21 protein-coding genes are annotated in these 24,386 nt (G+C 60.0%); 15 read left to right on the top strand and 6 right to left on the bottom strand.

Annotated features, from left to right (window positions below):
* Window positions 1-29: 29 nt before the first annotated feature.
* The 4 genes from H4W29_RS13775 to H4W29_RS13760 form a co-directional block, all read right to left on the bottom strand.
* Window positions 30-1,511, bottom strand: coding sequence for a lipopolysaccharide biosynthesis protein (locus H4W29_RS13775; protein ID WP_192729399.1), 1,482 nt, complete (start codon window positions 1,509-1,511; stop codon window positions 30-32).
* A 76-nt stretch (window positions 1,512-1,587) separates the two neighbouring features.
* On the bottom strand, window positions 1,588-2,832 hold the full coding sequence (locus H4W29_RS13770) for a glycosyltransferase (protein ID WP_192729398.1): 1,245 nt from the start codon (window positions 2,830-2,832) through the stop codon (window positions 1,588-1,590).
* Window positions 2,829-4,220 carry a glycosyltransferase family 4 protein gene (locus H4W29_RS13765; protein ID WP_192729397.1) on the bottom strand — a complete coding sequence of 464 codons (1,392 nt, stop codon included), beginning with the start codon at window positions 4,218-4,220 and terminating at the stop codon, window positions 2,829-2,831. The genes H4W29_RS13770 and H4W29_RS13765 overlap by 4 nt, the downstream gene beginning before the upstream one ends.
* 119 nt (window positions 4,221-4,339) lie before the next feature.
* Complete coding sequence (locus tag H4W29_RS13760) at window positions 4,340-5,077, bottom strand: Crp/Fnr family transcriptional regulator (protein ID WP_376776564.1); 738 nt, start codon at window positions 5,075-5,077, stop codon at window positions 4,340-4,342.
* A gap of 465 nt (window positions 5,078-5,542) precedes the next feature.
* Between H4W29_RS13760 and H4W29_RS13755 the strand changes: the two genes are divergently transcribed.
* Window positions 5,543-6,256 (top strand): sugar transferase, encoded by a 714-nt coding sequence (locus tag H4W29_RS13755; RefSeq protein ID WP_192729395.1) that lies wholly within the window; start codon window positions 5,543-5,545, stop codon window positions 6,254-6,256.
* A 99-nt stretch (window positions 6,257-6,355) separates the two neighbouring features.
* Here H4W29_RS13755 and H4W29_RS34665 read toward each other — a convergent pair whose 3' ends face one another.
* Window positions 6,356-6,478: a hypothetical protein gene (locus tag H4W29_RS34665; protein WP_281401423.1), complete on the bottom strand. Its 123-nt coding sequence runs from the start codon at window positions 6,476-6,478 to the stop codon at window positions 6,356-6,358.
* Between H4W29_RS34665 and H4W29_RS13750 the strand changes: the two genes are divergently transcribed.
* The 4 genes from H4W29_RS13750 to H4W29_RS13735 all read left to right on the top strand — a co-directional run bounded on the left by H4W29_RS13750 (window position 6,468) and on the right by H4W29_RS13735 (window position 12,013).
* The gene (locus tag H4W29_RS13750) at window positions 6,468-8,096 is read left to right on the top strand and encodes a tyrosine-protein kinase domain-containing protein (protein ID WP_312872302.1); all 1,629 of its coding nucleotides are present in this window, start codon (window positions 6,468-6,470) and stop codon (window positions 8,094-8,096) included. The genes H4W29_RS34665 and H4W29_RS13750 overlap by 11 nt on opposite strands.
* Entirely contained in the window at window positions 8,093-9,043 is a 951-nt protein-coding gene (locus H4W29_RS13745; RefSeq protein WP_192729393.1) for a glycosyltransferase family 2 protein, read from the top strand. Before H4W29_RS13750 ends, H4W29_RS13745 begins: the two co-directional genes overlap by 4 nt.
* Window positions 9,044-9,051: 8 nt before the next feature.
* Window positions 9,052-10,428 (top strand): polysaccharide biosynthesis/export family protein, encoded by a 1,377-nt coding sequence (locus H4W29_RS13740; protein ID WP_192729392.1) that lies wholly within the window; start codon window positions 9,052-9,054, stop codon window positions 10,426-10,428.
* Between the two features lie 133 nt (window positions 10,429-10,561).
* Complete coding sequence (locus H4W29_RS13735; RefSeq protein WP_192729391.1) at window positions 10,562-12,013, top strand: hypothetical protein; 1,452 nt, start codon at window positions 10,562-10,564, stop codon at window positions 12,011-12,013.
* A 29-nt stretch (window positions 12,014-12,042) separates the two neighbouring features.
* Here the strand turns inward: H4W29_RS13735 and H4W29_RS13730 are convergent, their stop codons facing one another.
* On the bottom strand, window positions 12,043-12,339 hold the full coding sequence (locus H4W29_RS13730; protein WP_192729390.1) for a hypothetical protein: 297 nt from the start codon (window positions 12,337-12,339) through the stop codon (window positions 12,043-12,045).
* 283 nt (window positions 12,340-12,622) lie between these two features.
* Here H4W29_RS13730 and H4W29_RS13725 point away from each other — a divergent pair, with 283 nt between their 5' ends.
* From H4W29_RS13725 to H4W29_RS13680, 10 genes are all read left to right on the top strand, one after another.
* Window positions 12,623-13,534 carry a glycosyltransferase family 8 protein gene (locus H4W29_RS13725; protein ID WP_192729389.1) on the top strand — a complete coding sequence of 304 codons (912 nt, stop codon included), beginning with the start codon at window positions 12,623-12,625 and terminating at the stop codon, window positions 13,532-13,534.
* Window positions 13,535-13,603: 69 nt separating this feature from the next.
* Window positions 13,604-14,707: a glycosyltransferase family 2 protein gene (locus H4W29_RS13720; protein ID WP_192729388.1), complete on the top strand. Its 1,104-nt coding sequence runs from the start codon at window positions 13,604-13,606 to the stop codon at window positions 14,705-14,707.
* A gap of 134 nt (window positions 14,708-14,841) precedes the next feature.
* The gene (locus tag H4W29_RS13715) at window positions 14,842-16,056 is read left to right on the top strand and encodes an alpha/beta hydrolase (protein WP_192729387.1); all 1,215 of its coding nucleotides are present in this window, start codon (window positions 14,842-14,844) and stop codon (window positions 16,054-16,056) included.
* 185 nt (window positions 16,057-16,241) lie between these two features.
* Window positions 16,242-17,849, top strand: a complete 1,608-nt coding sequence (locus tag H4W29_RS13710) for an arylsulfatase (protein WP_192729386.1) — start codon at window positions 16,242-16,244, stop codon at window positions 17,847-17,849.
* A 72-nt stretch (window positions 17,850-17,921) separates the two neighbouring features.
* Window positions 17,922-18,899 carry an AAA family ATPase gene (locus H4W29_RS13705; protein WP_192729385.1) on the top strand — a complete coding sequence of 326 codons (978 nt, stop codon included), beginning with the start codon at window positions 17,922-17,924 and terminating at the stop codon, window positions 18,897-18,899.
* The gene (locus H4W29_RS13700) at window positions 18,896-19,849 is read left to right on the top strand and encodes a DUF58 domain-containing protein (protein WP_192729384.1); all 954 of its coding nucleotides are present in this window, start codon (window positions 18,896-18,898) and stop codon (window positions 19,847-19,849) included. The genes H4W29_RS13705 and H4W29_RS13700 overlap by 4 nt, the downstream gene beginning before the upstream one ends.
* Window positions 19,849-20,361: a DUF4381 domain-containing protein gene (locus H4W29_RS13695; RefSeq protein WP_192729383.1), complete on the top strand. Its 513-nt coding sequence runs from the start codon at window positions 19,849-19,851 to the stop codon at window positions 20,359-20,361. Before H4W29_RS13700 ends, H4W29_RS13695 begins: the two co-directional genes overlap by 1 nt.
* The gene (locus H4W29_RS13690; RefSeq protein ID WP_192729382.1) at window positions 20,348-21,337 is read left to right on the top strand and encodes a VWA domain-containing protein; all 990 of its coding nucleotides are present in this window, start codon (window positions 20,348-20,350) and stop codon (window positions 21,335-21,337) included. The genes H4W29_RS13695 and H4W29_RS13690 overlap by 14 nt, the downstream gene beginning before the upstream one ends.
* Complete coding sequence (locus H4W29_RS13685) at window positions 21,334-22,890, top strand: VWA domain-containing protein (RefSeq protein WP_192729381.1); 1,557 nt, start codon at window positions 21,334-21,336, stop codon at window positions 22,888-22,890. The genes H4W29_RS13690 and H4W29_RS13685 overlap by 4 nt, the downstream gene beginning before the upstream one ends.
* The gene (locus H4W29_RS13680) at window positions 22,887-24,317 is read left to right on the top strand and encodes a BatD family protein (RefSeq protein WP_192729380.1); all 1,431 of its coding nucleotides are present in this window, start codon (window positions 22,887-22,889) and stop codon (window positions 24,315-24,317) included. The genes H4W29_RS13685 and H4W29_RS13680 overlap by 4 nt, the downstream gene beginning before the upstream one ends.
* The last annotated feature ends 69 nt before the right edge of the window (window positions 24,318-24,386 follow it).

Below are 24,386 nucleotides of genomic sequence, written 5' to 3'. Positions count from 1 at the left end.
CGACCCCGTCGCGGGGTTTTGCGAACCGATCATGAAACGACGACTCCGTTCCGCCAGGGCATGATCTTCCTGACGACGATGGCCTCCAGCCCGTCGGGCCGCCCCACGGCCTGCCACAGGAGCAGGGAGAAAACCCAGAAGATCGCAAGCGCGGCACCGCTGCATAAGCCGACACCAACGACGAGTTCGATGCCGAGCGGCATGGCAATGAGAACAGGCTGAACCCAGAGCAGGAAACCGATCATCGGCAGGCAGGCCGCAAGCGGCCGGACAAACGCGTAGAGCTGCGCGCCAATCGAAGCACCGATCAGCCGCTCCGTGATGACAAGGCAGACGACGTAGGCAACGACAGCGGCGATGACACGCGCTGCCAGCGCACCGTCAAGCCCGAACATCATGACGCCGAGCACTGTAACCGGCGCCCTAACTGCGAATTCAACAAACATCCTGAGCGCCACATAGCGGGTTTTATCGAGAACCATGACAAGCGGCGGCATGATGGTCGTCGGCAGACCGATCAGGCTGACGATGCAAAGCCACTGCAGGATCGGCGCTGCAACGACCCATTTCTCGCCAACGACGATGCGCAGGATCGGTTCGGCCAGAAGAATGATGACGAGCAGGATCGGCGCCGCAACGACCATGATTGCATTAGTGGCCTTCAGATAGGCGGTGATCTGCTTGCCCCGGTCGCTGACATTGGAGAAGGCCGCCATCAGCGGGCGGAGCAGCGGACCGACGAATGTCTGATAGGGAATGCCGGCAAGATTGTCCGCGACGCTGAAGGCACCGTAGGTGGAAAGGCTGGTAAAGCGCGGCAGCAGCAGCCGATCCATCTGCCAGTTGAGTGAGTTGAGAACCTGCGAAATCGTATTCCAGCCGATCATGTCCTGGAAGTGCTTCCATTCCGAAAGGCTGAGCCTCGGCCGCATCGGCGCGAAGATATAGGAGACGATGGTCGACGCCGTCGGACCGGCAACGGCGCCAATTGCCAGCCCCCAGTAACTGTTGGTCGCAACCGCGACACCGACGCCGAAGATGAGGGTCGATCCCTTGGCGATGATGTCGAGGGCGAATTCGCGCCGGAAGTCGAAGCGCTGCATGAAAAGCACCATGCGCGGGCTGATCAGGCTACGCATCGCAGGCGCGATCGAAACCACGGCAACCAGCTGAAAAAGCCGCGGATCGTTGTAAAGGAGAGCCATCGGCCAGGCGATGATAATCATCAGCAGGCTGATCGCCGTTCCCCTGATGAGGCTCAATGTAAAGGCTGTTGCAAACATCCGCTCGGATGGCGAGGGAATGCGCACCAACGCCTGGGTGAGCGGCAGATCGAGGATCGCCTCGACGATGACAAGAACCGATGTGGCAATGGCGACGATCCCGAAATCTGCCGGGCTCAGAAGTCTTGCAAGAATGAGCAGGCTCGCGAAATCGAGCAGTCGTGCCAGGAATTTTCCGCTGATCGTCCAGATACTTGCTGTCGCCGTTCTATGCGATACGCTTGACACGATTTATTCCTTGGCCATGAGCAACGAACCTCTTCTGGGGAGCGCCGGGGCCGCCGCTCCGGGGTTTTTGGGCGTGTCAGCTTACTTTCCTCCTGACGGGGCTTGCGGCCGGATGGCCATGCTTGGCGAGTTGCTCATCGATGAGCGAGCCGAGACGGTCGCGGAAAACCGCTGCGGAGAATTTCAGGGCGTGGTTATGGATCGCCACCGGATCGAGCGTGTCCTCGACCGCTTCGAAGGCTGCCATCGTTTCCATCAGCGCTTCCGTACTCTGCTCGGCAAAGCGGAAGCCGACATGCGGTGCGCAGACAGTTTCGCGTGCGCCACCCGCATCGAAAGCCAGAACCGGCCGGCCGGACGCCATCGCCTCCACCGGCAGAATGCCGAAGTCTTCGATGCCGGGGAATAGTAGCGCGCGGCAGCGCGACAGATGATCGCGCAAAGCCGGGAATGGCTGATGGCCGAGGAATTGCACCGTCGGGCCGGCGATTGACTTCAGATAGGCTTCCTGCTCGCCCTCACCGATCACGACCAGATTGCGGCCCATTTCGGTGCAGGCCTTGACGGCGATGTCCGGCCGCTTATAGGCGGTGAGCTGGCCCGCATAGAGATAGAACTCACCCTTACCCTGCCCGATGGCGAAATCGTCGGTCGCAACCGGCGGATAGATGACGACGGCGTCGCGGTCATAGAAGCGGCGGATACGGCCCGCGACATAGCTGGAATTCGCAACGAACGTATCGACGCGCGAGGCGGTCGTCACGTCCCAGGCACGCAGTATGGGAGCCGTGAGTGACATCATTGCCTTGCCGATCCAGGAAACGCCGCGCCGGTACAGGTGAAACTGGTCCCAGATATAGCGCATCGGCGAATGGCAGTAGCAGATGTGAAGCGCATCCGCCCGCGTGATGATTCCCTTGGCGGGACCGGATTCGCTTGAAATAACAAGATCATAGTCCTGAAGGTCGAAATGCTCGAGCGCGAAGGGCATGAGCGGCAGCATCTTTGTATAATGGCGCGTAGACCGCGGAATCTTCTGCAGGAAGGACGTTTGGATGTTGCGACTGTTCAGGAAATCGCTGGTACGATCGGGATTATACACCAGCGTGAAGATGTCTGCCTGAGGGAACATGCGGCACAGTTCTTCCACCACCTTTTCACCGCCACGCATCGATACCAGCCAATAGTGGACGATAGCAACGCGAAGCGGCTTCGCATCGGCCCTGCTGCCGGCTTCGACGGCCCGGCTTCTTGCCACGACGGGCGCATCGCCACGGAATGTCATTGTTTCGGGGAGAGAGCTTGCTGCTTTGACAGTCACCTGAACGCTCCTTGTACGATCGCCCCGCCCTTCGGCTCGGGCACTACATTCGTCGGAATCAGACTGCGGTATTGCGCGAGAAGGGCATCGCGCCATTCTTCGTGTGTCGTTGCCAGATTGGGCGACAGCCGGAAGGCACGCTCGCTCATGAGGCGAACATCCTCCTTCGGCATGTGCCGGAAAGCCGTCAGCGTTGCTGCAAAGGCTTCCTCATCTATCGTGTTGCAGGAGATGGCCATTCCAGCCCTCTCCATCTCCTCGGCAAGGAAGGCACCCCTCGTCATGATGACGGGAAGGCCGCTGCGCGCCGCCTCGATCGCCACAAGGCCAAACGGCTCCGGATAACGGGACGGCATGACAAGCGCGCTTGCGCTGCGGATGATCCGGCCGATCTCGGCATGCGATTGCCAGCCCATGGCCCGGACATGATCGCCGGCCGCCACGACCTTCGGCATCAGCGGCCCGTCGCCAATCACGCAAAGGCTTGCTCCGGCTCTGCGCGTCGCGGCAAGCGCGTCTTCGATACCCTTTTCCTCGTCCAGCCGACCGATGAAGACAAACTCGTCGTTGTCCTCGGCTGCGACACGCTCTGCCGTCAGTGGCGCGATCGGATTGCGGATGGTGACGAGCCGTTCCGGCTGGTAGCCGGAGGCCACCAGGAATTCGGCCATCTTTTCATGGAGCAGGATGATCTTGCTGAAGGCGGGACGGCTTCTCAGCGCACGCAAGAGATTAGCACCGCGGGCCGCACGCCACAGCTTTTGCGCATAGCTGCGCTTGTCGCAGGAGGTGGTGATGCAGCCTGCCCCGAGCGGGCGCCGCCGGCAAATCTCCTGCGCCTGATAATCGAAAAAGGCCCCATTGGGACAACCGGTAAAGAAATCATGGGCGTGAACGACGCATCGGTCGGCAACGGGTGCAAGCGCGTCGAAGACCGCCGGCGACAGGATCTGATGCCAGCCATGAACATGATAGGCTGTCTTGGGCGTATCGTTGGCGCGCACCCAGGCGGAAATCATGCTGCCGGCTGCCGGATTGTGAATGCCGGTCGCAAAGGCCTTGGCTCGATTGGAACTTAGGAGGTCACGGCTATTCAGCTTGACGATTGAAACGCCAAGGGACGCAAGCTCCTCGTTCGCTCCGCCGTCGCCGCAGATATAGGTCACGGCAATGCCAAGTCCGCAGAAGAGCGTCGCCGACAGGACCGCAAGGGCGGTTGCCCCACCCCTCGCCGTCGAATAATCGTCAATGACGACCACACGGTCGAGCACCGGGTGCGCCGCGATGCCGTCCCTCCATATTTTTGCGTAGCGTCCGGAAGCCGGCCACCGCAACGTCGAAACAGCAGGCCCATTCTCATCAGGACGCAGTTGGCCGATGTCGTTCATAGAAGCTCTCCGACGACAGACACAATGGATGCTTTTGACGGCCAGGCCCCTAAGCCGTCCATGAGGGTGAATTGGTCACGGACCGGCTGCGGATAGCAGCCGGATCGTGATGAGGTGCATTATTTTGCCGACGCCGCACCTTCGGCATAGGCTTCCAACGCCTTGCGGTTGAGAATACGGATCCTGCCCTGGGCTCCGTCGATCACCTTGCATTCACGCAGGCGCCGCAAGCACTGGTTGACTTTTTCACGAGAAGCCGGAAGCGTCGCCGCCAGATCGTTCTGGGAAATTATCAGCACATCCCGGTTCGCCGGCGCATCCTTTCCGTAGACCGAAGATAGCCGCAGAAGCATTGTCGCCAGGCGCGACTGAAGGCTGGATCCGGCGTTCGAAATGATGCGGCGCTCCAACTCGGAAACACGCGCAAGCGTTCTCGAAAAAACCTTCTCCTGGAACTGCGGATCGGTTGCGTACCTCTCCCGCAACAACCTACCCTCGAAGAAGTATAGCTCGCAATCCGAACTGGCTCTATACTCCAAATTCAGTATTTGCTTACGTAATACTTCGAGTTCGCCGATCAAACCGCCCCTCGGAATGATCTCGACGATGAACTCCCTGCCGTCCGGCAGCATCGTACTGGCGCTGACCAGCCCGCGCTGCACGCGAGCGAACATGTCCACAAAGACTCCAGCGCCTGCAATAAGTTCGCCGCGACGGAAGTTGCGTACAGTCGCGCGGCAGAACGGGAAGTCGTCGTCACTTGAGATGCGATTGTTCAAAGATGTATCCGGAACAACGCTAATAGCCGCTTTGCCCATAGCGACTCTATAGTCTCTCGTTTGTGTAGCTCCGTCCATGCGCATAACTCCCCAACAAAACAGATTGGTCGTAGCTGATGCTGCACTGCATCATTTATATTGTCCTAACTTGAGAGTCAAATAACAATCGAAGATGACAAGAGCATCTCAAATAATAGTGACAATACCACCAGTTATGTAGATTATATTTTTTCTAGTATCCGTCGAATTCAGGGGGAGTACTACGCCAACCTGCCCATTTTTGGGGCTATCGGGATTAAAATTGTTCAGAAAATAGCTACAACGCCCGGCTTCATCTATTCAAGCCGTGCGCGCAAGCCGTCATATAAGTTAAATTTTCGAATAAATTAGGGTGTAGAAATCCCCTGCCGCCGAATTCGTAGAGAACTCCGTAGCATTACAGTATTAGCATAAAGAATTTGCTAATCATTATGACCGCGGTCACAGACAAGCACATTGCGCTGCACCAAACTTCATGAGGTTCTAAACTTTTGGAGTCGGTCGATGACTTGGGAAGCACAGAGTATTGAAGTTCGTGAATCCTGGCCGAACGTTGACCAGTCCGGGCCGAATAAGAATCCTCGTAGAGTATCGCGGCCTCATGTGGTCGGCAAGGCATCCAAGCGGGCGGTTGATATCGTCTTGGCAACCGCTGCTCTGGTCTTGCTGTCGCCTCTAATGCTCATCGCAGCACTCATCGTAAAGTTGAGCGATCCCGGGCCGGTCTTCTATTCGCATACGCGCATCGGATATGGGGGCGCCGCCTTCGGCTGTCTCAAGTTCCGCACCATGAAGACCGATGCCGCCGCCCAGCTCGCCGAGTTGCTACGCGCCAATCCCTCGGCGCGGGCCGAGTGGGAAACGACGCGGAAGCTGAAGAACGATCCGCGCATCACCGCTGTCGGTGAGATCCTGAGGAAGTCCAGCATCGATGAGCTCCCGCAGCTCATCAATATCTTGCGCGGCGAAATGAGCGTTGTAGGCCCGCGGCCGGTGACGGCCGACGAACTCGCCCGCTACGGCGAGCATGTCACGAGCTATATGGCGGCAAGACCGGGGCTGACAGGACAATGGCAGACAAGTGGTCGCAATGATGTCAGCTATGAACATCGCGTTGCGCTCGATGTCCAGTATGTCCGCGACTGGTCGCTCACGCGCGATTTCATCATCATCGCGAAGACGGTTCCCGCTCTGTTCTCACAACGCGGCTGCTACTAATCCAAGAACGCCGTGGCTCCGACCAGGGCCATGCGCACTTGCTGGATACCAACGAAGAAGACACTCTCGCCCTTTGGATCAGGACACTATGAACTCAAATCACGTCTTCAGCAGCGTCGCCCCGATATCTTTGCCGGCCACCGCCAGCGGTAGTTCGTCGCTCACACTGCGGGACATGTCCTTTTTCGTCAGGATGCGTTGGCCGTGGATCGTGTCTACCATCCTGATCTTCCTGGCACTTGCCGCCGCCTATCTTTTCATCGCCAAACCGACCTACGTGGCGAGTACCCAGCTTATGGTCTTCCCGCAGGTGAACGGCTCGGACGCTCAAAGAGCGTTCGCCGAAGACGCCTTCATCGATGCACAGCTTGAAATAGCGAAGTCCAGCGACGTCCTTGGCGGCGCCGCCAGCGCGCTGAATCTCGCCAACGATCCGGCCTTTGCCAATCAGTCTCTTTCCCTGCAGGACAAGGTCAAGGACTGGCTGACCGGCAACCCTGTCAGCACCGCCCAGCCGGAGACGGCTCAGGTTGATACGACCTCGGGCAATGCCCAGCCCGCTGCGGCGAACCGGGAAGCGCCGCGGACCGACCGGGCGATCGCACGGCTGCGCAATATTGTCGCGATGCGCCGCATTGGCCAGTCGACGATCCTCGAAATATCCGCATCCGCATCCAACCCGCAGAGGGCGGTTGAGATCGCCGATGCGGTTGCCCAGCAATACATACGCAAGAATGTTCAGATGAAGGCTGCTGCGGCCCAGCAATACAGCGAATGGCTGGAACAGTTCGTCAATGAGCAGCAGCGCGGGCTTGCCGATGCCGCAAGTGCGCTTGCCACCTTCAAGGCGAATCCGCGCGACCAGTTCAAGCTTGCTGAGTTGCAGAGCGCGACCGACGCCCGCCGCACCCTCTTCGAAAACACCCTTACGCAGTACACCGAGGCCAAGCAGCGCATTTCCTATCCTGTCTCCGACGCCACCATCGTTTCACAGGCCACCTCACCGCTCTCCAAGGCGCAGCCGAACAATTCGCTGATCCTCGCCTTCGCGCTGGTCGTCGGCGCCGGCTCGGGCCTCGGCCTTGCCATGATCCGCCATGTCAGCGACCGGCGCATCATGCGCACCAACCAGCTCTCGCAGGCGGCCGGCCTGTCTTTCGTCACACCTCTCGGACGCGCAAAGAGGACTGCCCGCGCAGCGGCGCTGTCTACTGCCAACGATAGCGGCACCGTCACCTATCCGATGATCCCCGGAATGGCCGAACTTGGTGCGACTGTCACCGGCTTCCGTCGCAGACGGCGCGTGGTGATCGGCATCGTGGCCGTTAACCCCGGCGGAGGAGCATCCACCATCGCGTGCGAGCTTGCCGTTCTCTCGGCGATATCAGGCGCACGCACCCTGTTGATCGATGCCGCGGCGACAAAATCCTCCTTGAGCAAGTCCATTGCGCCGAACAGTTCAGCCGGCCTGATCGACGTGCTCGACAATATCGAGGCGATCCGCACCGCCACCCTGTCACTGACCCCGACGCTTAAGTTCCTGCCTCTTGGCAAGGTCCGCGCCGTGACGCCCGCCATCCGCCTGAGCTCGCGCCGCACCCAGCTGAACTTCGCCGACCTGAAGAAGGAATTCGACGCCATATTCGTCGATATCTCCGCCTTCACCTCGTCGCCGGACGCCAACGCGATCGCACCGGAATTGGACGGCGTTCTCGTCGTAACCTCTTACGGCCGCACTTCGATTGACGAGACCGTTCGTGTCATCGACAGCATGCGCAATGTCGGCGCAGAAATCCTCGGCGCTATCATCAATAACACGCCAGCGAGTGTTCAGACATGATGGCTCCGACGCTACAAGCACCCACGCTGAAGATCGCCGTCGGCATTGCCTCGGCGGGCCGGCCGGCGACGCTTCTGGAGACGGTAACCTATATCGACAGCCTTGAGCCTCACCCGGAGCGCATCATCATCTGCGTCCCCAACCTGGATGACGCTGCCGGGCTCGCCGACCGAAAGGGCGTGGAATTGAAGGTCGGCCCCCGCGGCCTGACCTGCCAGCGCAACCGGATCATTGAAGCTGCAAGCACGGACATGGACGTGCTGATCTTCCTCGACGACGACTTCATTCCCGCGCCCGGCTTCATTCCGCGCATGGCAGCCGTTTTCGCCGACAATCCGGATGTGGTCATCGCCACCGGAGACGTCCTCGCCGATGGCATTCTCGGCAGAGGGCTGACCCAGTCCGAAGCCGTGCACGTTATCAAGACCGCAGGCGAAAGAGGTGAGAAGGTGACCGAGGTCTATAACGCCTATGGATGCAATATGGCCGTTCGGTTGGCGCCAATTGTCGGCCACGGGCTCGCCTTCGACGAGGAGTTGCCACTCTATGGCTGGCTCGAAGATGTCGATTTCAGCCGGTCCATCGCCCGCTACGGACGATCGGTGCGTATTTCGGGCGCCTGTGGCGTCCATCTCGGCGTCAAGTCCGGACGCCAGCCCGGCAAGAGGCTCGGCTATTCGCAAGTCGCAAATCCCATGCATCTGGTGCGCAAGGGCACCATGTCGTTGAACCGTGCGCTGGCGCAGATCGGCCGCAATATCCTGGCGAACGCCCGGGGCACCCTGCTCAATGATCGCGCGGTCGACCGTCGTGGCCGGCTGAACGGCAATTTCCTGGCTTTGTCCGATCTGCTGATGGGACGTGCATCTCCCATGCGCATCCTCGAACTCAGCCAGTCCTCAAATCGCGAGATGCCTTCGCCATCCATCGCGGCAAAACGGAGGTAACAGACGCCATGTGGCCCATGTCGTTCCTTGATCGTCTTCCATTCGTTGGCCTGGCCGCCGTCTTTACCTGCGCGATGGGATGGAGTGCTGCCCACGCCGACAACTACACGCTCGTCCCCGAAGACAAGATAAAGCTGCGGGTCGTGGAATGGCGTTCCACCGATTCCAAATATGCGAGCTGGGAAGCTCTCGACGGAACCTACAGCGTCGATGATGCGGGCAATCTGTCAATCCCGATCGCTGGACAGATCAGGGCCTTCGGCCAGACGACCGAGCAGTTGTCGGATACCATTTCGGACGCATTGGCAGAAAAAGCCGATCTTCCCGGGAGGCCCTTCATCGCCGTCGAAATTGACCAGCACGCACCGATCTTCGTCAACGGCAGCATAGAGCGGCCGGGACGCTATCCGTTCGAGGCCAATATGACCGTCGTGAAAGCCGTCAGCATTGCAGGCGGTTACATGCGGGCGCGTGATGACAGCAGCTACTACGACCGAGACCGCATTCAGGCGGCTGGTGACTATCGCACAGCCGTCCTGAACCGCCGCGATCTCCTGATGCGTGCCGCACGCCTGCGCGCCGAGATCGCCGGTCAGCCCGATTTCGACATTCCCTCGGAGATCGCCGGCGTGCCCGATATCGACAAGCTCAAGGCCGAAGAACTGAACCTGATGCGCCTGCGGGGTGTCGAGACCAACAGTAAGGTCGAGGCGGCTGATGACCTGAGCCGTCTCTACACGCAGGAAATCCAGTCTCTCGAGGCCAAGATCGTCTCCCAGAAGCGGCAGATCGATCTCGCGCAGCAGGAGCTGAACAACGTCAACAGCCTCGTCAGCAAGGGCTTGACCAGCAATACCCGCCAATTTTCCGTCGATCGAAGCTTGGCAGAAACCCAGAGCGAACTGCTGGATCTGGAGATCGCACTCACCAAATCCCGTCAGGGCCTGAATGAGAGCCAGCGCGAAAAGGCTGACGTCATCAATAAGCGCAATGCCGAAAACCAGCAGGAGTTGAACACGCTCAGCCTCGCCATCAACAAGGCGGGCATCGACATGCAGGTGGCGCAACTCCTCGGCGATCAGGCCGGATACAGCGCCGAACTCGCCCGCATGGGTGCGGAATCGACGCTCCTCGGCAAGGCGAAAAAGAACTTCAAGATCGTTCGCCGCAACGAGGACGGCAGCTACAGCAATATCGTGGCTGATGAAAACACGGCCCTGTTGCCGCATGACATCATCGAAATCGGCGTCGAGGCAGCTGTCGATACCTCATCAGCTGCCCCGCAGACCCGGCAGGCCCAACAGCCGGCTGCCGCCCTTGTTCCCAACGTAGCCCGAGGCGACGCGCCTCCTCCGAATTGGGTATCGCAAACGGGATCGAATTAGGAGATCATAATAGGAATATGCCTGTTAGCGTGAGAATTGAGTTCATGCCCGGATTTGGTCTTTCGTCGTGCAGCGCGCATGGTCTGTATGGTAAGGCGGCAGCGGACCTTGGACATTCACCGGAGGTTGCCGCATGAGCATCGAACCGATCGGCTTCCTCGTCTTCCTGCTCGGCCTGGCGCTCGTCTACTATGGATCCCGCTTTGCGATCACGGCGCTCTGCATCTCAACGCTGCTCGGTGCAGCCGCAGCCTTCCAGCTTCCCGCGCTCGGCGGCAGCAGCATTCAACCGAGCCATCTGCTGCTGCTCTTCGTCACGATCGGCGTGCTGCTGCGTCCGCGCCAGAAGCAGGCAGCCCTGACGAGCCTGGCCTATCCCGGCCCCGGCTTCTGGTTTGCGGCCTATGTTCTGTTTTCCGCCGTATCGGCCTTCTTCCTGCCCCGGATTTTCGCCGGCGCGACACTGGTTTATTCATCCGCACGCAGCAGTTCCGGCTTGATGTCGATCATGGCATCGCCGCTGGCGCCGGGGTCCTCCAATCTCACACAGTCCGTCTACCTGCTCGGCGACCTCATCTGCTTCGCCGTTGTCTGCGGCTTTGCCCGGCTCGGGCACGGGCGCTTCATCGCCCGCCAGCTCATCGTCACGGCGCTCGTCTGCCTGGGTTTTGCCCTGCTCGATATTGCGACGTTCACGATAAGTCAGCCGGACCTGCTCGATTTCATGCGCAACGCCAACTATACGATGCACACAGCTGAGGTCATCGGCGGCTTCAAGCGCATCGTCGGTTCCTTCCCGGAGGCAAGTGCCTATGGGGCGGCGGCTCTGGTGTTTTTCAGCTTCACCCTCATCCTCTGGCTTGAGCGCTTCCCGAGCCGCTTTACCGGTTTTGCAACGGTATCGATCGGCCTAACGCTGATCCTTTGCACCTCGACGACTGCCTATGTCGCCGGCCTTTTCATGATCGGTGTTGCGATCCTGTTTAGCCTCAAGCGGCTTTTGAGCGGCCAGGCCACACGTCCTTATGCGACCTTCCTTTTGATCACTCTGCTCATGGTGCCCTGCGTGATCATGGCTGTAGCCCTGATCCCGAGCGCATGGAACGCCGTCAGTGATTTGGCGAACATCACCTTGGCCAACAAGCTCGAATCGCAATCCGGCGAGGAACGCACCGCCTGGAACACATTGGCGCTGATCTCCTTTGTGGAGACGGCCACTTTCGGGGCAGGCCTCGGCACCGTTCGCGCATCGAGCTTCGCCGCCGCACTTCTGTCGAACGTCGGCCTCACCGGGACGGTTCTATTCGTGCTCTTCCTTTACAGCCTGCTGAGGGCTGCTGCTCGCAGCAAGCTGGCGAGCCGTGAAAACCGGGCGATTGGGATGGCTGCCGTTTTCGCCTCCGTCGCGCAGATTGCCTCGGCGACCATTTCCGGGAGCAGCACCGACCTCGGCCTGCTTTTCAGCATCACGGCCGGGCTTGCAAGCGGTTGCCTGACCGCCCCCTACGCGCAGCAGAACCGCATGACCCGTCTGCAGAGGACGCCGGCATCTCTGATGAGTACGCCGGTATTTCCATCACGATGATGTGCGGGGCAGAAAACATGTCGGTGATGTCAGCCCTGCCGCTGCTTGCTCGGCACGGGCGCCGGGTCGACAATCGCACTCTCCTGGGACGGCTTGCGGCTGCGGCGCCAAAGCCCGGCCACAAAGACAGCCGTCACATAGCAGACCTGCATCAACACGAGGATAGCGAGACCGTAAAGCGCGGCTCCAAGCAGCGAGGCGCTTTGATGAGCTACGATGCCGAAACCGAGGGCCACGACGATCGCAAAGATAGCGAAGGCCCAGGCGCGAATGGCCGCTCCGGCTGCGAGCGAAATCAGTATCACAATGATCGTGCCGTTCAGCATTGCGATGCCTTATTCCTTTCCATCGTCCCACATGCGCCCCGTGCCGACCTTCACATTACAGAGCTAAATCCACAACACTTGGCTTTTGGTAGTGGAGCGATAGCAATGGTTAATTTTCTCACAATCCGCCGCGTTCAAAACGCCGACAAGGCACGATTGGCTCCCGCTCGGATAAGAAACTACCCGCTTGTGACAAGTACAGGACAGCAACTCGACAAAGAGAAGTTTTTTACAAACTCAATAAAGACACTTGCCGACAAAGAACGACGAGAAGGATTGTACCATGAGTAATCAGTGCGTGGCCTACGTTACGGATGTCGAATATTCCTTTCCGACTATTCTTTCGGCGCTGCAGGCCCGAAAATTTGCAAATCCTGAGACGGATGTCTGTGTCCTTATGTCTGAACATCTGGACAATTTTGAGGAGCTGAAGAGCCTGCTGGCGTTGAGCGGTGTCAAGCTGATGGATGCGACAGAAGCACTGCACCAATCCCTCGGCAAGCTCGATGGTTCGCATTTCATGGGCCGTATCAGCGTCAGCACCATGGCCAAGCTCGTACTCGCCCAGATCCTGCCGGACAATTATACCCAGATCATCTATTTGGATGGCGACACGCAGATCGTCAGCAGCCTTGCCGATCTCGAAAATGCGTTCGCGCCCCCTGGAAAGTTCTTCGCAGCCCGCGACTACACGTCCATCAACGGCCTGCTGCAGAACGGCAAGGACAGCAATTACTTCAACGCGGGCGTTCTGAAATTCCACCGCGATGGCTGGATCGGGCCGGAAGCGCTGCAACTCTTTGCCACGAACCCGGAAGCATGTGACGGCAAGCATGATCAGGGGGCGTTGAACTATGTTTGCGGCTCCTCGCTCATCCTGGTGTCGAACCGCTGGAATTTCCCCAAGCAGTTCCTGCATCTGGTGGACATGTCCTCGCTCGCCATCGTTCACTACATGGCGCACCCCAAACCCTGGCACGGCACGTTTTTCCCGTGGAGCGATACCGAAAGCCAAGTCTATATCGATCTGCGCAAGACACACCCAGCCTACAACGCGCTCTACCGGGGCATCAGCTTCGATCGCAAGGTGGTCTACAAATATCGTTCGATGCGCGAGCGCGTGAGACATGCACTTCAGAATGAGATGCCCAATCCGCGTGTCCAGACCCTGCTCGCCGGCGACTATGTCGTCTGACGAAAAGTCAGCCCGATCCCTGCAGGCAGAGCTGGTCATTAAAGCCGGCGCGAGTGTTCAGGAGCAGAAATGAGTGCTTTGACGACCAGCATCTCGCACTACGCCAAGGCCCGTCTGCGCCGTTCGCTGAAGGCCGGCCAGGTCGGCTATGCCGGCCTTCGCGACAGCCTGAAGCAGGCACGCCACGTGCTGATCTGCGTAATCCGCGACGAAGGACACCGAATGGAGTTCTTCCTGCAATATTATCGCGATCTCGGTGTCGAGCATTTCATCTGCATCGACAACGGCTCAGGCGACGGCACGGCCGAGCTCCTCTCCGGCATGGAGGATGTTTCACTGCTGTCAGCTACCGGTTCCTACAAGGCTGCACGCTTCGGCAATGACTGGATCAACGCCGTCATGAACCGTCTTTGCCAGGAGAAATGGGTTCTCTATGTCGATGCGGATGAGTTTCTCGTCTATCCGCATTGCGATACGCGTTCGATCAGCCAGTTGACCGCCTACATGGAATCCGTCGGTGCCCGCTCGCTGCGCTCGGTCATGATCGACATGTACAGCCGCAATCCCGTCAGCGAAAACATCTGCGAGCCCGGCCGCAACCCGCTTGAGGTCTGCAGCCTCTTCGACCGTTCGGGCTATGAATCGCATTTCGACAGGAACAGCCGCACCATCTGGATCAAGGGCGGCGTGCGAGGTCGCGTCTATTTTCGCGGCCGCATCTGGGATGGCCCCGCGCTCAACAAGATCCCGCTGATCTACGTATCCGGCGAGCGCCTCTATCTCAAATCCTCGCACCAGGTCTGGCCGCTCGCCTTGAACCTTGGTGAAATGCGCGGCGCCGTTGGTATTACCAGTGCCCTCCTGCACTTCAAGTTTCTGTCGAGCTTCCTCAACAAAGTCGCCGATCCCGCCAACCGCTCGGAGCATACCGCCGAATACACTATGTATTCCTCGCCCGAAGACGCCCGCAATTTCGTCTATACGGACACTGGCACTTTCAGCCACTGGAAGGATCTCGCCGACAGCGGTCTTATACAGGGCGAAGGCTGGCAATTCTGGCGCAGCGCCTCCGATAGCGAGGTGCAGCAGCAGACCTTGCTCTCGCAGGAAAAAGCAGCCCCCCCGGCGCAGGGAGGCACAGTCATCGTGGGCGAGGCGCAGGCTTCCCGTTGAGTTCGCGACCCTTCACCTCGTCGCTGTCGAGGCTGCTACAAAGACTCGTATTAACACCCGCATTTACGGTAACTTACTTCCATCCGCGATGTGGCGCGGCCTAAAGTGCCGGACTGTTGAACCAGGAAGTGATCATGCTGCGACGCATTCTCCTCGCCGCACTTTCCGTGCTGGCAGGCTGCGGCCATCCGACCGGGGTGATGACCCCTGTGGCCCTCACGGCCAATACTCCGAAAACATCGCAGGTCGAGATGCTGGTGGCGACTACCCGTCAGCCTTCAGCAAATCCCGCGACGCTGTTCAATGGGGAGCGCAGTCCGAAGCCCTACCTGACGGATATCGCAATTTCCATTCCGCCGAAGCGTGCGGCCGGCACCGTACAATGGCCCGAAAAACTGCCGCCCAACCCGGCCACCGATTTCGCCGTCACGCGGGTCGAGCAGCTCGAGACGCGGGCAGAAGGACGCGCCTGGTTCCAACAGCATCTCGTTGACGGCCACGCACTCGTTTTCATACACGGCTTCAACAATACCTATGAGGATTCCGTCTTCCGCCTCGCCCAGATCGTCCACGACAGCGGCATGAAGGCGACGCCGGTCCTTTTCACCTGGCCTTCGCGTGCAAAGCTGACGGCCTATGAATACGACAAGGAAAGCACGAACTATTCGCGCACGGCACTCGAACAGGCGCTGCGAATCCTCGCCCAGGATCCGAGCGTCAAGGATATTACCATCCTTGCCCATTCCATGGGAACCTGGCTCGCCATGGAATCTTTACGCCAGATGGGCATCCGTGACGGGCATGTGAATCCTAAGATCCGCGACGTCATTCTGGCCTCACCCGATATCGACATACAGGTCTTCGCCAAGCAGTTCGGGGAAATGGGCACGCCCCGTCCGAAATTCACGATCTTCGTCTCGCAGGATGATCGGGCTCTGGCAGTCTCGAGCTTCATCACCGGCAAAGTATCCCGGCTTGGCGCCATCGACCCGTCCAAGGAACCTTATCGCAGCAGGCTGGAGGCGGCCGGTATCACGGCCATCGATCTGACGAAGGTCAACACCGGTGACAAGCTCAATCACGGCAAATTTGCCGAAAGCCCTGAAATCGTCCAGCTGATCGGCCAGCGGCTGATGACTGGCCAACCCCTGACGGATTCCAACATCACCCTCGGCGAGGGCGTTGCCGCCGTCGTAGGCGGCACGGTGCAGACAGTGGGCAAGGTCGCCGGCACGGCGGTCGCAGCACCGCTGACGATCGTCGGACAGCCTCTGCCAGCCGCCGCAAAACCAGTAGAAGTCGAAGACACGCTTCGCGCCGATCCGCAATCGAAGCCGCTGACGCAGTAACGAGCGCGATTTACGTGGGCGGTTACGTCTAGCAACACCGGCATTTACGGTAACGTACTTCCGCGAACGCCCTCAAAGTAGAAGTCTCTCCCGGTTGAATGGCGATGATCCAGTTCCGGCAGGGCCGCCCTGCCTGACACCAGGGAGAGCGTAATGTTGAACGACCTTGTGATGGGGAGGACGTGATGGCCACGACACTCTCCGGGAGACTTCTTTCGGCAACGGCAGCAGTCGCGATGAGCCTCGTGGCTGCACCCTTCATTTCGACGACCTATGCCCAGGAGGCGGCTCCTGCGACGCCTGACAAGCCGAATATCCTCGTCATCTTCGGTGATGACGTCGGCCAGACGAATATCAGCGCCTATTCCTTCGGCGTCATGGGCTACCGCACGCCCAACATCGATCGCATCGCCAAGGAAGGCCTGATGTTCACGGATTATTATGCCGAGAACAGCTGCACAGCGGGCCGCTCCACCTTCATAACCGGCCAGGTCTGCCTGCGCACTGGTCTATGCAAGGTCGGTATTCCCGGCGCAACGGTTGGCCTGCAGTCGCGTGACATCACCATCGCCCAGGCCCTCAAACCGCTCGGTTATTCGACGGGTCAGTTCGGCAAGAACCATCTTGGTGACCGCGACGAATTCCTGCCGACGAAACACGGTTTCGATGAGTTCTTCGGCAACCTCTATCACCTGAATGCCGAAGAAGAACCGGAACGTCCCTATTATCCGAAGGACGATGCCGAATTCGTCCGCACCAATTCGCCGCGCGGCGTCCTGAAGGCCACGGCAGACGGAAAGATCGAAGATACCGGTGCGCTCAATACGAAACGCATGGAGACTATCGACGATGAAACCACAGCCGCCGCGATCGATTTCATGGACCGGCAGGTCAAGGCGGGCAAACCCTTCTTCACCTGGATGAACACCACCCGCATGCATGCCTTCACGCATGTGCGGGCCTCGATGCAGGGCCAGAGCGGCATGCCCGGCAACGAATATGCCGACGGCATGATCGAGCATGACGGCGACGTCGGCAAGCTCCTGAAAGCCCTTGATGACCTTGGCATCACCAACAATACCATCGTGGTCTACACGACCGACAACGGACCGAACCAGTGGTCCTGGCCGGATTCCGCTACGACGTCGTTCCGCAGCGAGAAGGATACCAACTGGGAAGGCGCCTTCCGCGTTCCGGCTCTGGTGCGCTGGCCTGGGCATATCAAGGCCGGCGAGGTTTCCAACCAGATGATATCAGGCCTGGACTGGTTCCCGACGTTGCTTGCGGCCGCTGGCGATCCCGACATCAAGGACAAGCTGGTGAAAGGCACGACGATCGGTGGCAACCAATTCAAGGTCCACCTCGACGGCTATAACCAGCTTCCCTATCTCACGGACCAGCAAGAGAAATCGAACCGTCAGGACTTCTATTACTTCAATGACGACGGGCAGCTCGTCGCCTATCGCTACAACAACTGGAAGATCGTCTTCTGTGAGCAGCGGGAGCCGGGTGGCTTTGTGGTATGGGCCAATCCCTTCGTCTGCCTGCGCGCGCCGAAGGTGTTCAATCTCAGGATGGATCCATACGAGCGAGCCGATGTCGTCTCTGACCAGTATTACGACTGGCTGGCGAAGAACGCCTATCTCATCCAGTACGGCGTCTGGCGTGTTGCGCCATTCCTCCAGACCTTCCGCGAATTCCCGCCAAGCCAACGTTCGGCAAGCTTCAGCGTCGACCAGATGGTTGAGGCACTGATGCGATCGCTCGACCAGAGCCCGAGTAAGGCCCAGTAGCGTCGTCTGGCGAAAAATCGCAGGCGCGGCGAATTCTATCGCGCCTGCAATTCGAACTCCCACGGAGCGCACATGACAGCACGTGACGATATCCTCGATCTCGGCAGGCGTATCGGCCAATCGATCATCGGACAGGAGACGATGGTCGAACGGCTGCTGCTCGGGCTGCTCGCCAATGGCCATCTGCTGGTCGAAGGCCTTCCAGGCCTTGCCAAGACGCGAGCGATCAAGAGCCTGGCAAAGAACCTCGATTCAGAGCTTTCGCGCGTCCAGTTCACGCCGGACCTGCTGCCTGCCGATATCACGGGATCGGAAGTCTACTTCTCCGAAGGCGGCAAAGGCGAATTCAAGTTCCAGCAGGGGCCGATCTTCGCCAATCTCATCCTCGCCGATGAAATCAACCGTGCGCCCGCGAAGGTGCAATCGGCACTGCTGGAGGCGATGGAAGAGCGGCAGGTCACCGTTGGCGGCAAAAGCTATCCGCTGCCCGCACTCTTCATGGTCATGGCGACGCAGAACCCGATCGAACAGGAGGGTACCTATCCGCTACCCGAAGCCCAGCTCGACCGTTTTCTCATGCATGTCGAGGTCACCTATCCCGATGAGACATCGGAAGCTGCGATCATGCGGCTCAACCGCGATGAAGAGAACGCTGCCCATAACGAAGGCTCCGCACCGGCCACCGAGCGCCTGAACCCGCAGGCGGTCTTCGATGCCCGCAAGGAAATCGGCGTGGTGACGGTTTCCGAACCGGTCGAGAAATACATCGTCGCCCTCGTCTTCGCCACCCGCTACCCTGATCGTTACGACAAGGATTTGGCCAAGCTGCTGCAGGTCGGCGTCAGCCCGCGCGGCGTCATCGGCCTCGACAAGGTCTCACGCGCTTATGCATGGCTGAAAGGCCGCGACTACGTCACGCCTGATGATGTGAAGGCCATCGTCAACGATGTTTTCCGCCATCGGCTCATCCTGTCCTACGAGGCGCATGCGGCCAATACAAGCGCCGATCAGGTCATCGACCGCATCACCGAACTGGTTGCGGTCTCATGAGCACCGCGGCCCTGAGCAGCGATGGCGTCTATGTCACGACGGAACAGCTCGTCGCTCTCGAAGGCCGCGCCCGCAACCTGACTTTCGTCCAGAAGGCGAGAAGCCACCAGCAGCTCGCCGGCCGCATGCAATCGGCGCTGCGCGGCCGCGGCCTGATCTTCGAGGAATTGCGCGACTACCTGCCGGGCGACGATATCCGCTCGATCGACTGGCGCGTGACGGCCCGGACCAGCAAGCCGGTGGTGCGTATCTATGGGGAGGAAAAGGAGCGGCCGGCAATCCTCGTCGTTGATCAGCGGATCAACATGTTCTTCGGCAGCCGCCGCGCCATGAAATCCGTCACCGCCGCTGAGGCCGCCATGCTCTGTGCCTGGCGCATTCTCGGATCGGGCGACCGGGTGGGCGGCTTCATCTTCGGCGATGGCGATATAGAGGAGGTGAAGCCACATCGCAGCCGCAATGCCGTCATCGCGCTTGCCAACAAGATTGCCGCCAAGAACGCGGCGCTGAACGCCGGCTTTGCGGGCGCGCCCTCTCCAGCCTCGCTGGATGAGGTGCTGCAGCGCGTTGCAGGCGTCGCCCATCACGATCATCTCATCGTCGTCATCAGCGATTTCGGCGGGCACGGCGAGACGACGCGCGATGTGCTGCTCTCGCTCGCGGCCCGCAACGACGTGATCTGCCTGCTGATCTACGACCCCTTCCTTCTGGAGCTTTCCAAATCCGCCGATATCGTTATCAGCGGCGGCGGGTTGCAAGCGGAACTGTCGCTCAGCCAGGCCGGAGTGCGCAAATCCATCGACACGTTCGCCCGCAATCGCGGCCGCGAACTGATGGCCTGGCAGCGCGAACTCGGCCTTCCGATGCTGCCCGTCTCCACCGCAGAGGAGACAGCCCCACAGCTTCGCCGCCTGCTCGAGCAATCCGCCTGGCGGCAGCGGAGGCGCTGATGGAGCCGAAAATCCAACTCGATCCGATGACCGAAACGGCGCTCCGCTCTTTGCACGACATCGCGGTTCCGCCGCCGGTCTCCTGGCTGCCTCAGACCTGGGGCTGGGCAGCGCTTGCCGCCCTGCTCGCCATTGCAGTTTTGGCGGTTTTCCTTGTCTGGCTCAGGCGATATCGTCGCAATGCCTATCGGCGGGAGGCCCTGCGGTTACTGGATGGCATCGAAGCCGACATCCGCAATCCGGAACGCCGAGAAAAGGGTGTCCACGAATTGTCGGAACTGTTGAAGCGCACGGCGCTCGCGGCATGGCCCAGAAGCGATGTTGCCGCGCTCACCGGCCGGGCGTGGCTAAAACGCATGGACAGCCGGGGAACAGACGATGCGCTGACGCGCCTGCTCGATGATCTCGAATATCACGACGGAGCTGCCATCGCCGCCCTTCCTCCTGATAGTGCCAATGAGCTCATGCTCGATTCGAGACGGTGGATCAGGAGGCACCATGTATCAGCTTGAGCATCCATGGCTGCTTCTGCTGCTTCCGCTTCCGCTTCTGGTCTGGTGGCTGCTGCCGCCGCATCGGGAAACATCGGCATCAATCCGCCTGCCGTTTTTCGATCAGGTAACACGCGCCGCCGGCGTTCAGCCGACCGAGGGTTCCGTCGTCCCCAAACGAGCCTGGCTGCAGATGATCGCCGAGGATCTCGCATGGTGTCTTGTCGTGCTGGCGCTCGCCCGGCCGCAATTCGTCGAGCCGCCGCTCGAAAAGGTAGAGCCGCAGCGCGATATCCTGCTGGCGCTCGACCTGTCACAATCGATGGAGACGCGTGATTTCCCGATACCCGACGGCAGTCTGGGAGCGCGCGTCGACGCGGTACGGTCAGTGGTCGCCGATTTCGTCACGAAACGGCCCAACGACCGGTTGGGCCTGATCGCCTTCGGCGATGCGCCCTACCCGCTTGCGCCCTTCACCATGGATCATGACCTCGTGCGGATGATGATCAACGGATTGCTGCCGGGCATCGCCGGCCCGCGCACATCGCTCGGGGATTCGATCGGCCTCGCGCTCAGAATGTTCGAAAAGACCACCGTTCCCGAAAAAGTACTGATCCTGCTGACCGATGGTAATGATACGGCGAGCAAGATGCCGCCGCTGAAGGCGGCCGAGATCGCCGGAAAGAATAGCATCACCATTCATGCAATCGGCATAGGTGATCCCGCCGCCACCGGCGAGGAGAAGCTGGACATCGCCACATTGCAGAAGATTGCCGCAGATACCGGTGGCCGTTATTTCTTCGGTAGCGACCAGAGCCAGCTCGCAACGATATACGACATTCTGGATCAGATCACGCCGGAAGATCAGAAGATACTGTCCTGGCGCCCGCGTGTCGAACTGTTCCATTGGCCGCTTGGCGCCGCAATCGTCATTCTCGCCCTTTATCACCTCTTTGCAGGCTTGTACGGCCTGATCCGCAGGAGGGCAGCGGCATGATCACGGATCTGCATTTCCTGCGGCCATGGTGGCTGGTGGCCCTGCTTGTTCCACCCCTCATCCTCTGGCTGGCAGCCCGCTCAGACGATATTCGCAACCGCTGGAAGGGCATGATCGCGCCGCATCTGCTCGACAAGCTGATCGTCGAGCCTGCCGGCCAGGGACGGATCAATCCGTCATGGCTGCTCGCCGGCCTGATGGCTTTGGGCACGATTGCCGCCGCAGGCCCGACATGGCAGCGCGAGGCCCCGCCCTTTGTCGAGGATACCGCGCCTCTCATCATCGCCGTCGATCTTTCGCCGACCATGGACGCGATCGATATCAGCCCCAGCCGCATCGAACGCGCAAAGCTCAAGATCCGGGATATTCTTGCTGCGCGACCGGGAGCAAAAACTGCAATCGTCGCCTATGCCGGCAGCGCCCACCTCGTCGTACCGCTGACGGAAGATGCCTCCTTGATCGAGAGCTACTCGGATGCCCTGGCGACACGGATCATGCCCAAGCCCGGCAAGGACACGTCAGCTGCGCTTGCGCTGTCGAACAACCTTTTCAAGACCGAGGGCATGGCCGGCACGATCCTGTTTCTGACCGATGGGATCGAGCCGGCTGCGCTGGATGCGCTGAAGGCTGCAAACGCCAATGGTATCGTCGTTCTCGGCATCGGCACCGCCGAGGGTGGGCCGGTCAAGACGGCCGACGGCAGCTTTCTGAGCGGTGCCGGCGGCGGGCGCCTCCTGCCCAAGCTCGATGTCGAGGCCCTGAAACAGGTACAATCGGCCACGGGCGCAGATGTCGCGACGATCACGGATGACGATACCGACGTGCGCTGGATCATCCAGCGCATCGGCACGAATTTTTCCGATGCACAGGCTTCCGAGGGCAATCGCTGGCGGGATGCCGGCTGGTGGCTGATTGCTCCGGTTGCCTTGCTGCTCGCTTTCTCCTTCCGGCGCGGCTGGGTAGTCAGGGTCGGCGCTCTGTTCCTCGCTATCCGATTGCTGACGCCGTCCCCGGCGGAGGCGGCTGACTTCATGGATCTGTGGCTGACGCCGGACCAGCGGGGGCGACTGGCTTTCGAACAGAACGATTTCGAGAGAGCTGCCGGCCATTTCCGGGATCCCATGTGGAAAGGCGTCGCGCATTACCGGGCTGGCCATTTTCAGGATGCACTCGACACCTTCGCCGCCGTCGATACGGCCGAGAGCTGGTACAATCAAGGCAACACCCTCCTGCATCTCGGCAAGTTCGAAGGCGCCGTCGCGGCCTATCAGAAGGCGCTCGAAAAGCGGAGCGACTGGCCGGATGCTCAGGCAGATCTCATCATCGCTGAAAGGCTGCTGAAAGAGCAGCAGGACAAGGAACAGGAACAGCAACAGGAGCCCAACCAGAAACCTGATAGCGTTCAATTCGACGACAAGGGCAAGCAGGGCAAGGAGGGGCAGGTCAGCATCGCCGAGCAAACCTCGGAAATGTGGATGAAAAACATCCAAGTGAGCCCGGCCGACCTGATGGCGCGCAAGTTCGCACTCGAAGCACAGGGGAGCAAACCATGATGCGCTTTGCCCTGTTGTTTTGGCTGTTGATATCGGGGAGCGCGCTCGCCGCAGAGCCGTTTGCGCGGGCGGCGATCGAAGGCGATGACGAGATCGTGCCTGGGCAGCAGGTGCGCCTGACGGTCGATGTGTTCGTACCTGACTTCTTCACCTCGCCGCCGCAATTTCCCCTTTTCTCCGTCCCGAATGCCATGGTGACCCTGCCGGAAGAACGCAGTTTCAACCTCACCCAGACCATCGACGGCGTGCAATATTCCGGCATCCGTCGCAGCTACGCGGTCGTGCCGGAAGCGGCCGGCCCCTATACACTGCCGGATGTCCCGATCGAACTCGGTTATGCGGTGGATGGAAAGCCGACCAAGGCGACCGTCATCATGCCCGGCATCTCCTTCACGGTCGGCGGCAACGCCCTGCCGGAAGAGCCGGTATTTGCGACCCATGGTCTGACGATCGAACAATCCTTCGATCGCGATCCCGCCAAACTGAAGGCCGGCGATGCGCTTTTGCGCACCATCACGATCACGGCCCTGGACACGCAGGCGATGATGATCCCGCCGGCGGAACTCGGCAGCGCATCCGGCCTGCAGCAATATATGAAGCCGCCGAGAATCGAAGACGGCATAGAGATCAACAGGGAGACGGCCGGTCGGCACACCGAAACCATCGTTTACACTACCGCCGCTGCCGGAACATTCGACATACCCGCGGTTTCCTACCCATGGTTCGATGTCGACAGCAAAACCCGGAAAACCGCGACACTTCCTGATGTGAAAGTCACGGTCGGCACTGCAACGGCCAGACAGGCGATCGCCCCTCGCCTTTCGCAGGAAGAGAATTCCTCGTTTCGCTCGCCCCGCATCTGGCTCATTGCCGCAATCGCCGTCGTATTGACCGCGGCTGTCCTCATTGTCCGCTGGCTCGCCCCCCGCTTCGCGGCGTGGCGCTCGAAACGCCGGAATCTCCGGCACAATTCCCGTTCTTACCGGTTTCATCGGATGAAGCAGACCATCAAGGCCGGCAACGAAACCGCGGTCTATGCGGCCCTTCAGGCCTGGGCCTCGGAACTCGGATACCGAACCATCGCCGACTGGCTGGCGAGGGAAGGTTCTCCCGCCCTCAGGCAGCAGATCGATCTCTTGGAACGCAAGCTTTTTGCGGCACAAGTCGGGACAAAGATCGACAGGGCAGCAATTGTAAAAGCCGTTACCCGGCGAGGCGCTGTCATCGACGAGAAAAAACGATCTGCTCTGCCGCCGCTCAACCCCGGTCGATGGAGGATCGCGTGCCTGATGGCATTGGTCATGCCGAAGATCCCGCAAAGCGCGAGCAGGCAAAACGCGGACTCGACGCGCCCCATCACATCCCTCCGATACCACGAAGCACAAGAAGACACAGGCGCGCGCCGGCAAACAAATACGTTACGGTAAATTTACGCCCACCGTTAACGCCGCGCGCCGGCGCGTTTACAGTAACGTACTTCCGTCCCTTCCACAGAC

Source organism: Rhizobium viscosum (genome assembly GCF_014873945.1).
Taxonomy (GTDB): domain Bacteria; phylum Pseudomonadota; class Alphaproteobacteria; order Rhizobiales; family Rhizobiaceae; genus Rhizobium; species Rhizobium viscosum.
The sequence above is the reverse complement of the archived record's forward strand: the minus strand, read 5'-3'. Positions and strand labels throughout refer to the sequence as shown.

Bases quoted from the DNA above. Each gene is read 5' to 3' on its own strand.
- H4W29_RS13710 (WP_192729386.1), top strand. From the start codon at position 16,242: ATGGCCACGACACTCTCCGGGAGACTTCTTTCGGCAACGGCAGCAGTC.
- H4W29_RS13730 (WP_192729390.1), bottom strand. From the start codon at position 12,339: ATGCTGAACGGCACGATCATTGTGATACTGATTTCGCTCGCAGCCGGA.
- H4W29_RS13705 (WP_192729385.1), top strand. From the start codon at position 17,922: ATGACAGCACGTGACGATATCCTCGATCTCGGCAGGCGTATCGGCCAA.
- H4W29_RS13755 (WP_192729395.1), top strand. From the start codon at position 5,543: ATGACTTGGGAAGCACAGAGTATTGAAGTTCGTGAATCCTGGCCGAAC.
- H4W29_RS13760 (WP_376776564.1), bottom strand. From the start codon at position 5,077: ATGGACGGAGCTACACAAACGAGAGACTATAGAGTCGCTATGGGCAAA.
- H4W29_RS13680 (WP_192729380.1), top strand. From the start codon at position 22,887: ATGATGCGCTTTGCCCTGTTGTTTTGGCTGTTGATATCGGGGAGCGCG.
- H4W29_RS13765 (WP_192729397.1), bottom strand. From the start codon at position 4,220: ATGAACGACATCGGCCAACTGCGTCCTGATGAGAATGGGCCTGCTGTT.
- H4W29_RS13740 (WP_192729392.1), top strand. From the start codon at position 9,052: ATGTGGCCCATGTCGTTCCTTGATCGTCTTCCATTCGTTGGCCTGGCC.
- H4W29_RS13735 (WP_192729391.1), top strand. From the start codon at position 10,562: ATGAGCATCGAACCGATCGGCTTCCTCGTCTTCCTGCTCGGCCTGGCG.
- H4W29_RS13720 (WP_192729388.1), top strand. From the start codon at position 13,604: ATGAGTGCTTTGACGACCAGCATCTCGCACTACGCCAAGGCCCGTCTG.
- H4W29_RS13725 (WP_192729389.1), top strand. From the start codon at position 12,623: ATGAGTAATCAGTGCGTGGCCTACGTTACGGATGTCGAATATTCCTTT.
- H4W29_RS13745 (WP_192729393.1), top strand. From the start codon at position 8,093: ATGATGGCTCCGACGCTACAAGCACCCACGCTGAAGATCGCCGTCGGC.
- H4W29_RS13700 (WP_192729384.1), top strand. From the start codon at position 18,896: ATGAGCACCGCGGCCCTGAGCAGCGATGGCGTCTATGTCACGACGGAA.
- H4W29_RS13715 (WP_192729387.1), top strand. From the start codon at position 14,842: ATGCTGCGACGCATTCTCCTCGCCGCACTTTCCGTGCTGGCAGGCTGC.
- H4W29_RS13685 (WP_192729381.1), top strand. From the start codon at position 21,334: ATGATCACGGATCTGCATTTCCTGCGGCCATGGTGGCTGGTGGCCCTG.
- H4W29_RS13690 (WP_192729382.1), top strand. From the start codon at position 20,348: ATGTATCAGCTTGAGCATCCATGGCTGCTTCTGCTGCTTCCGCTTCCG.
- H4W29_RS13695 (WP_192729383.1), top strand. From the start codon at position 19,849: ATGGAGCCGAAAATCCAACTCGATCCGATGACCGAAACGGCGCTCCGC.
- H4W29_RS34665 (WP_281401423.1), bottom strand. From the start codon at position 6,478: ATGGTAGACACGATCCACGGCCAACGCATCCTGACGAAAAAGGACATG.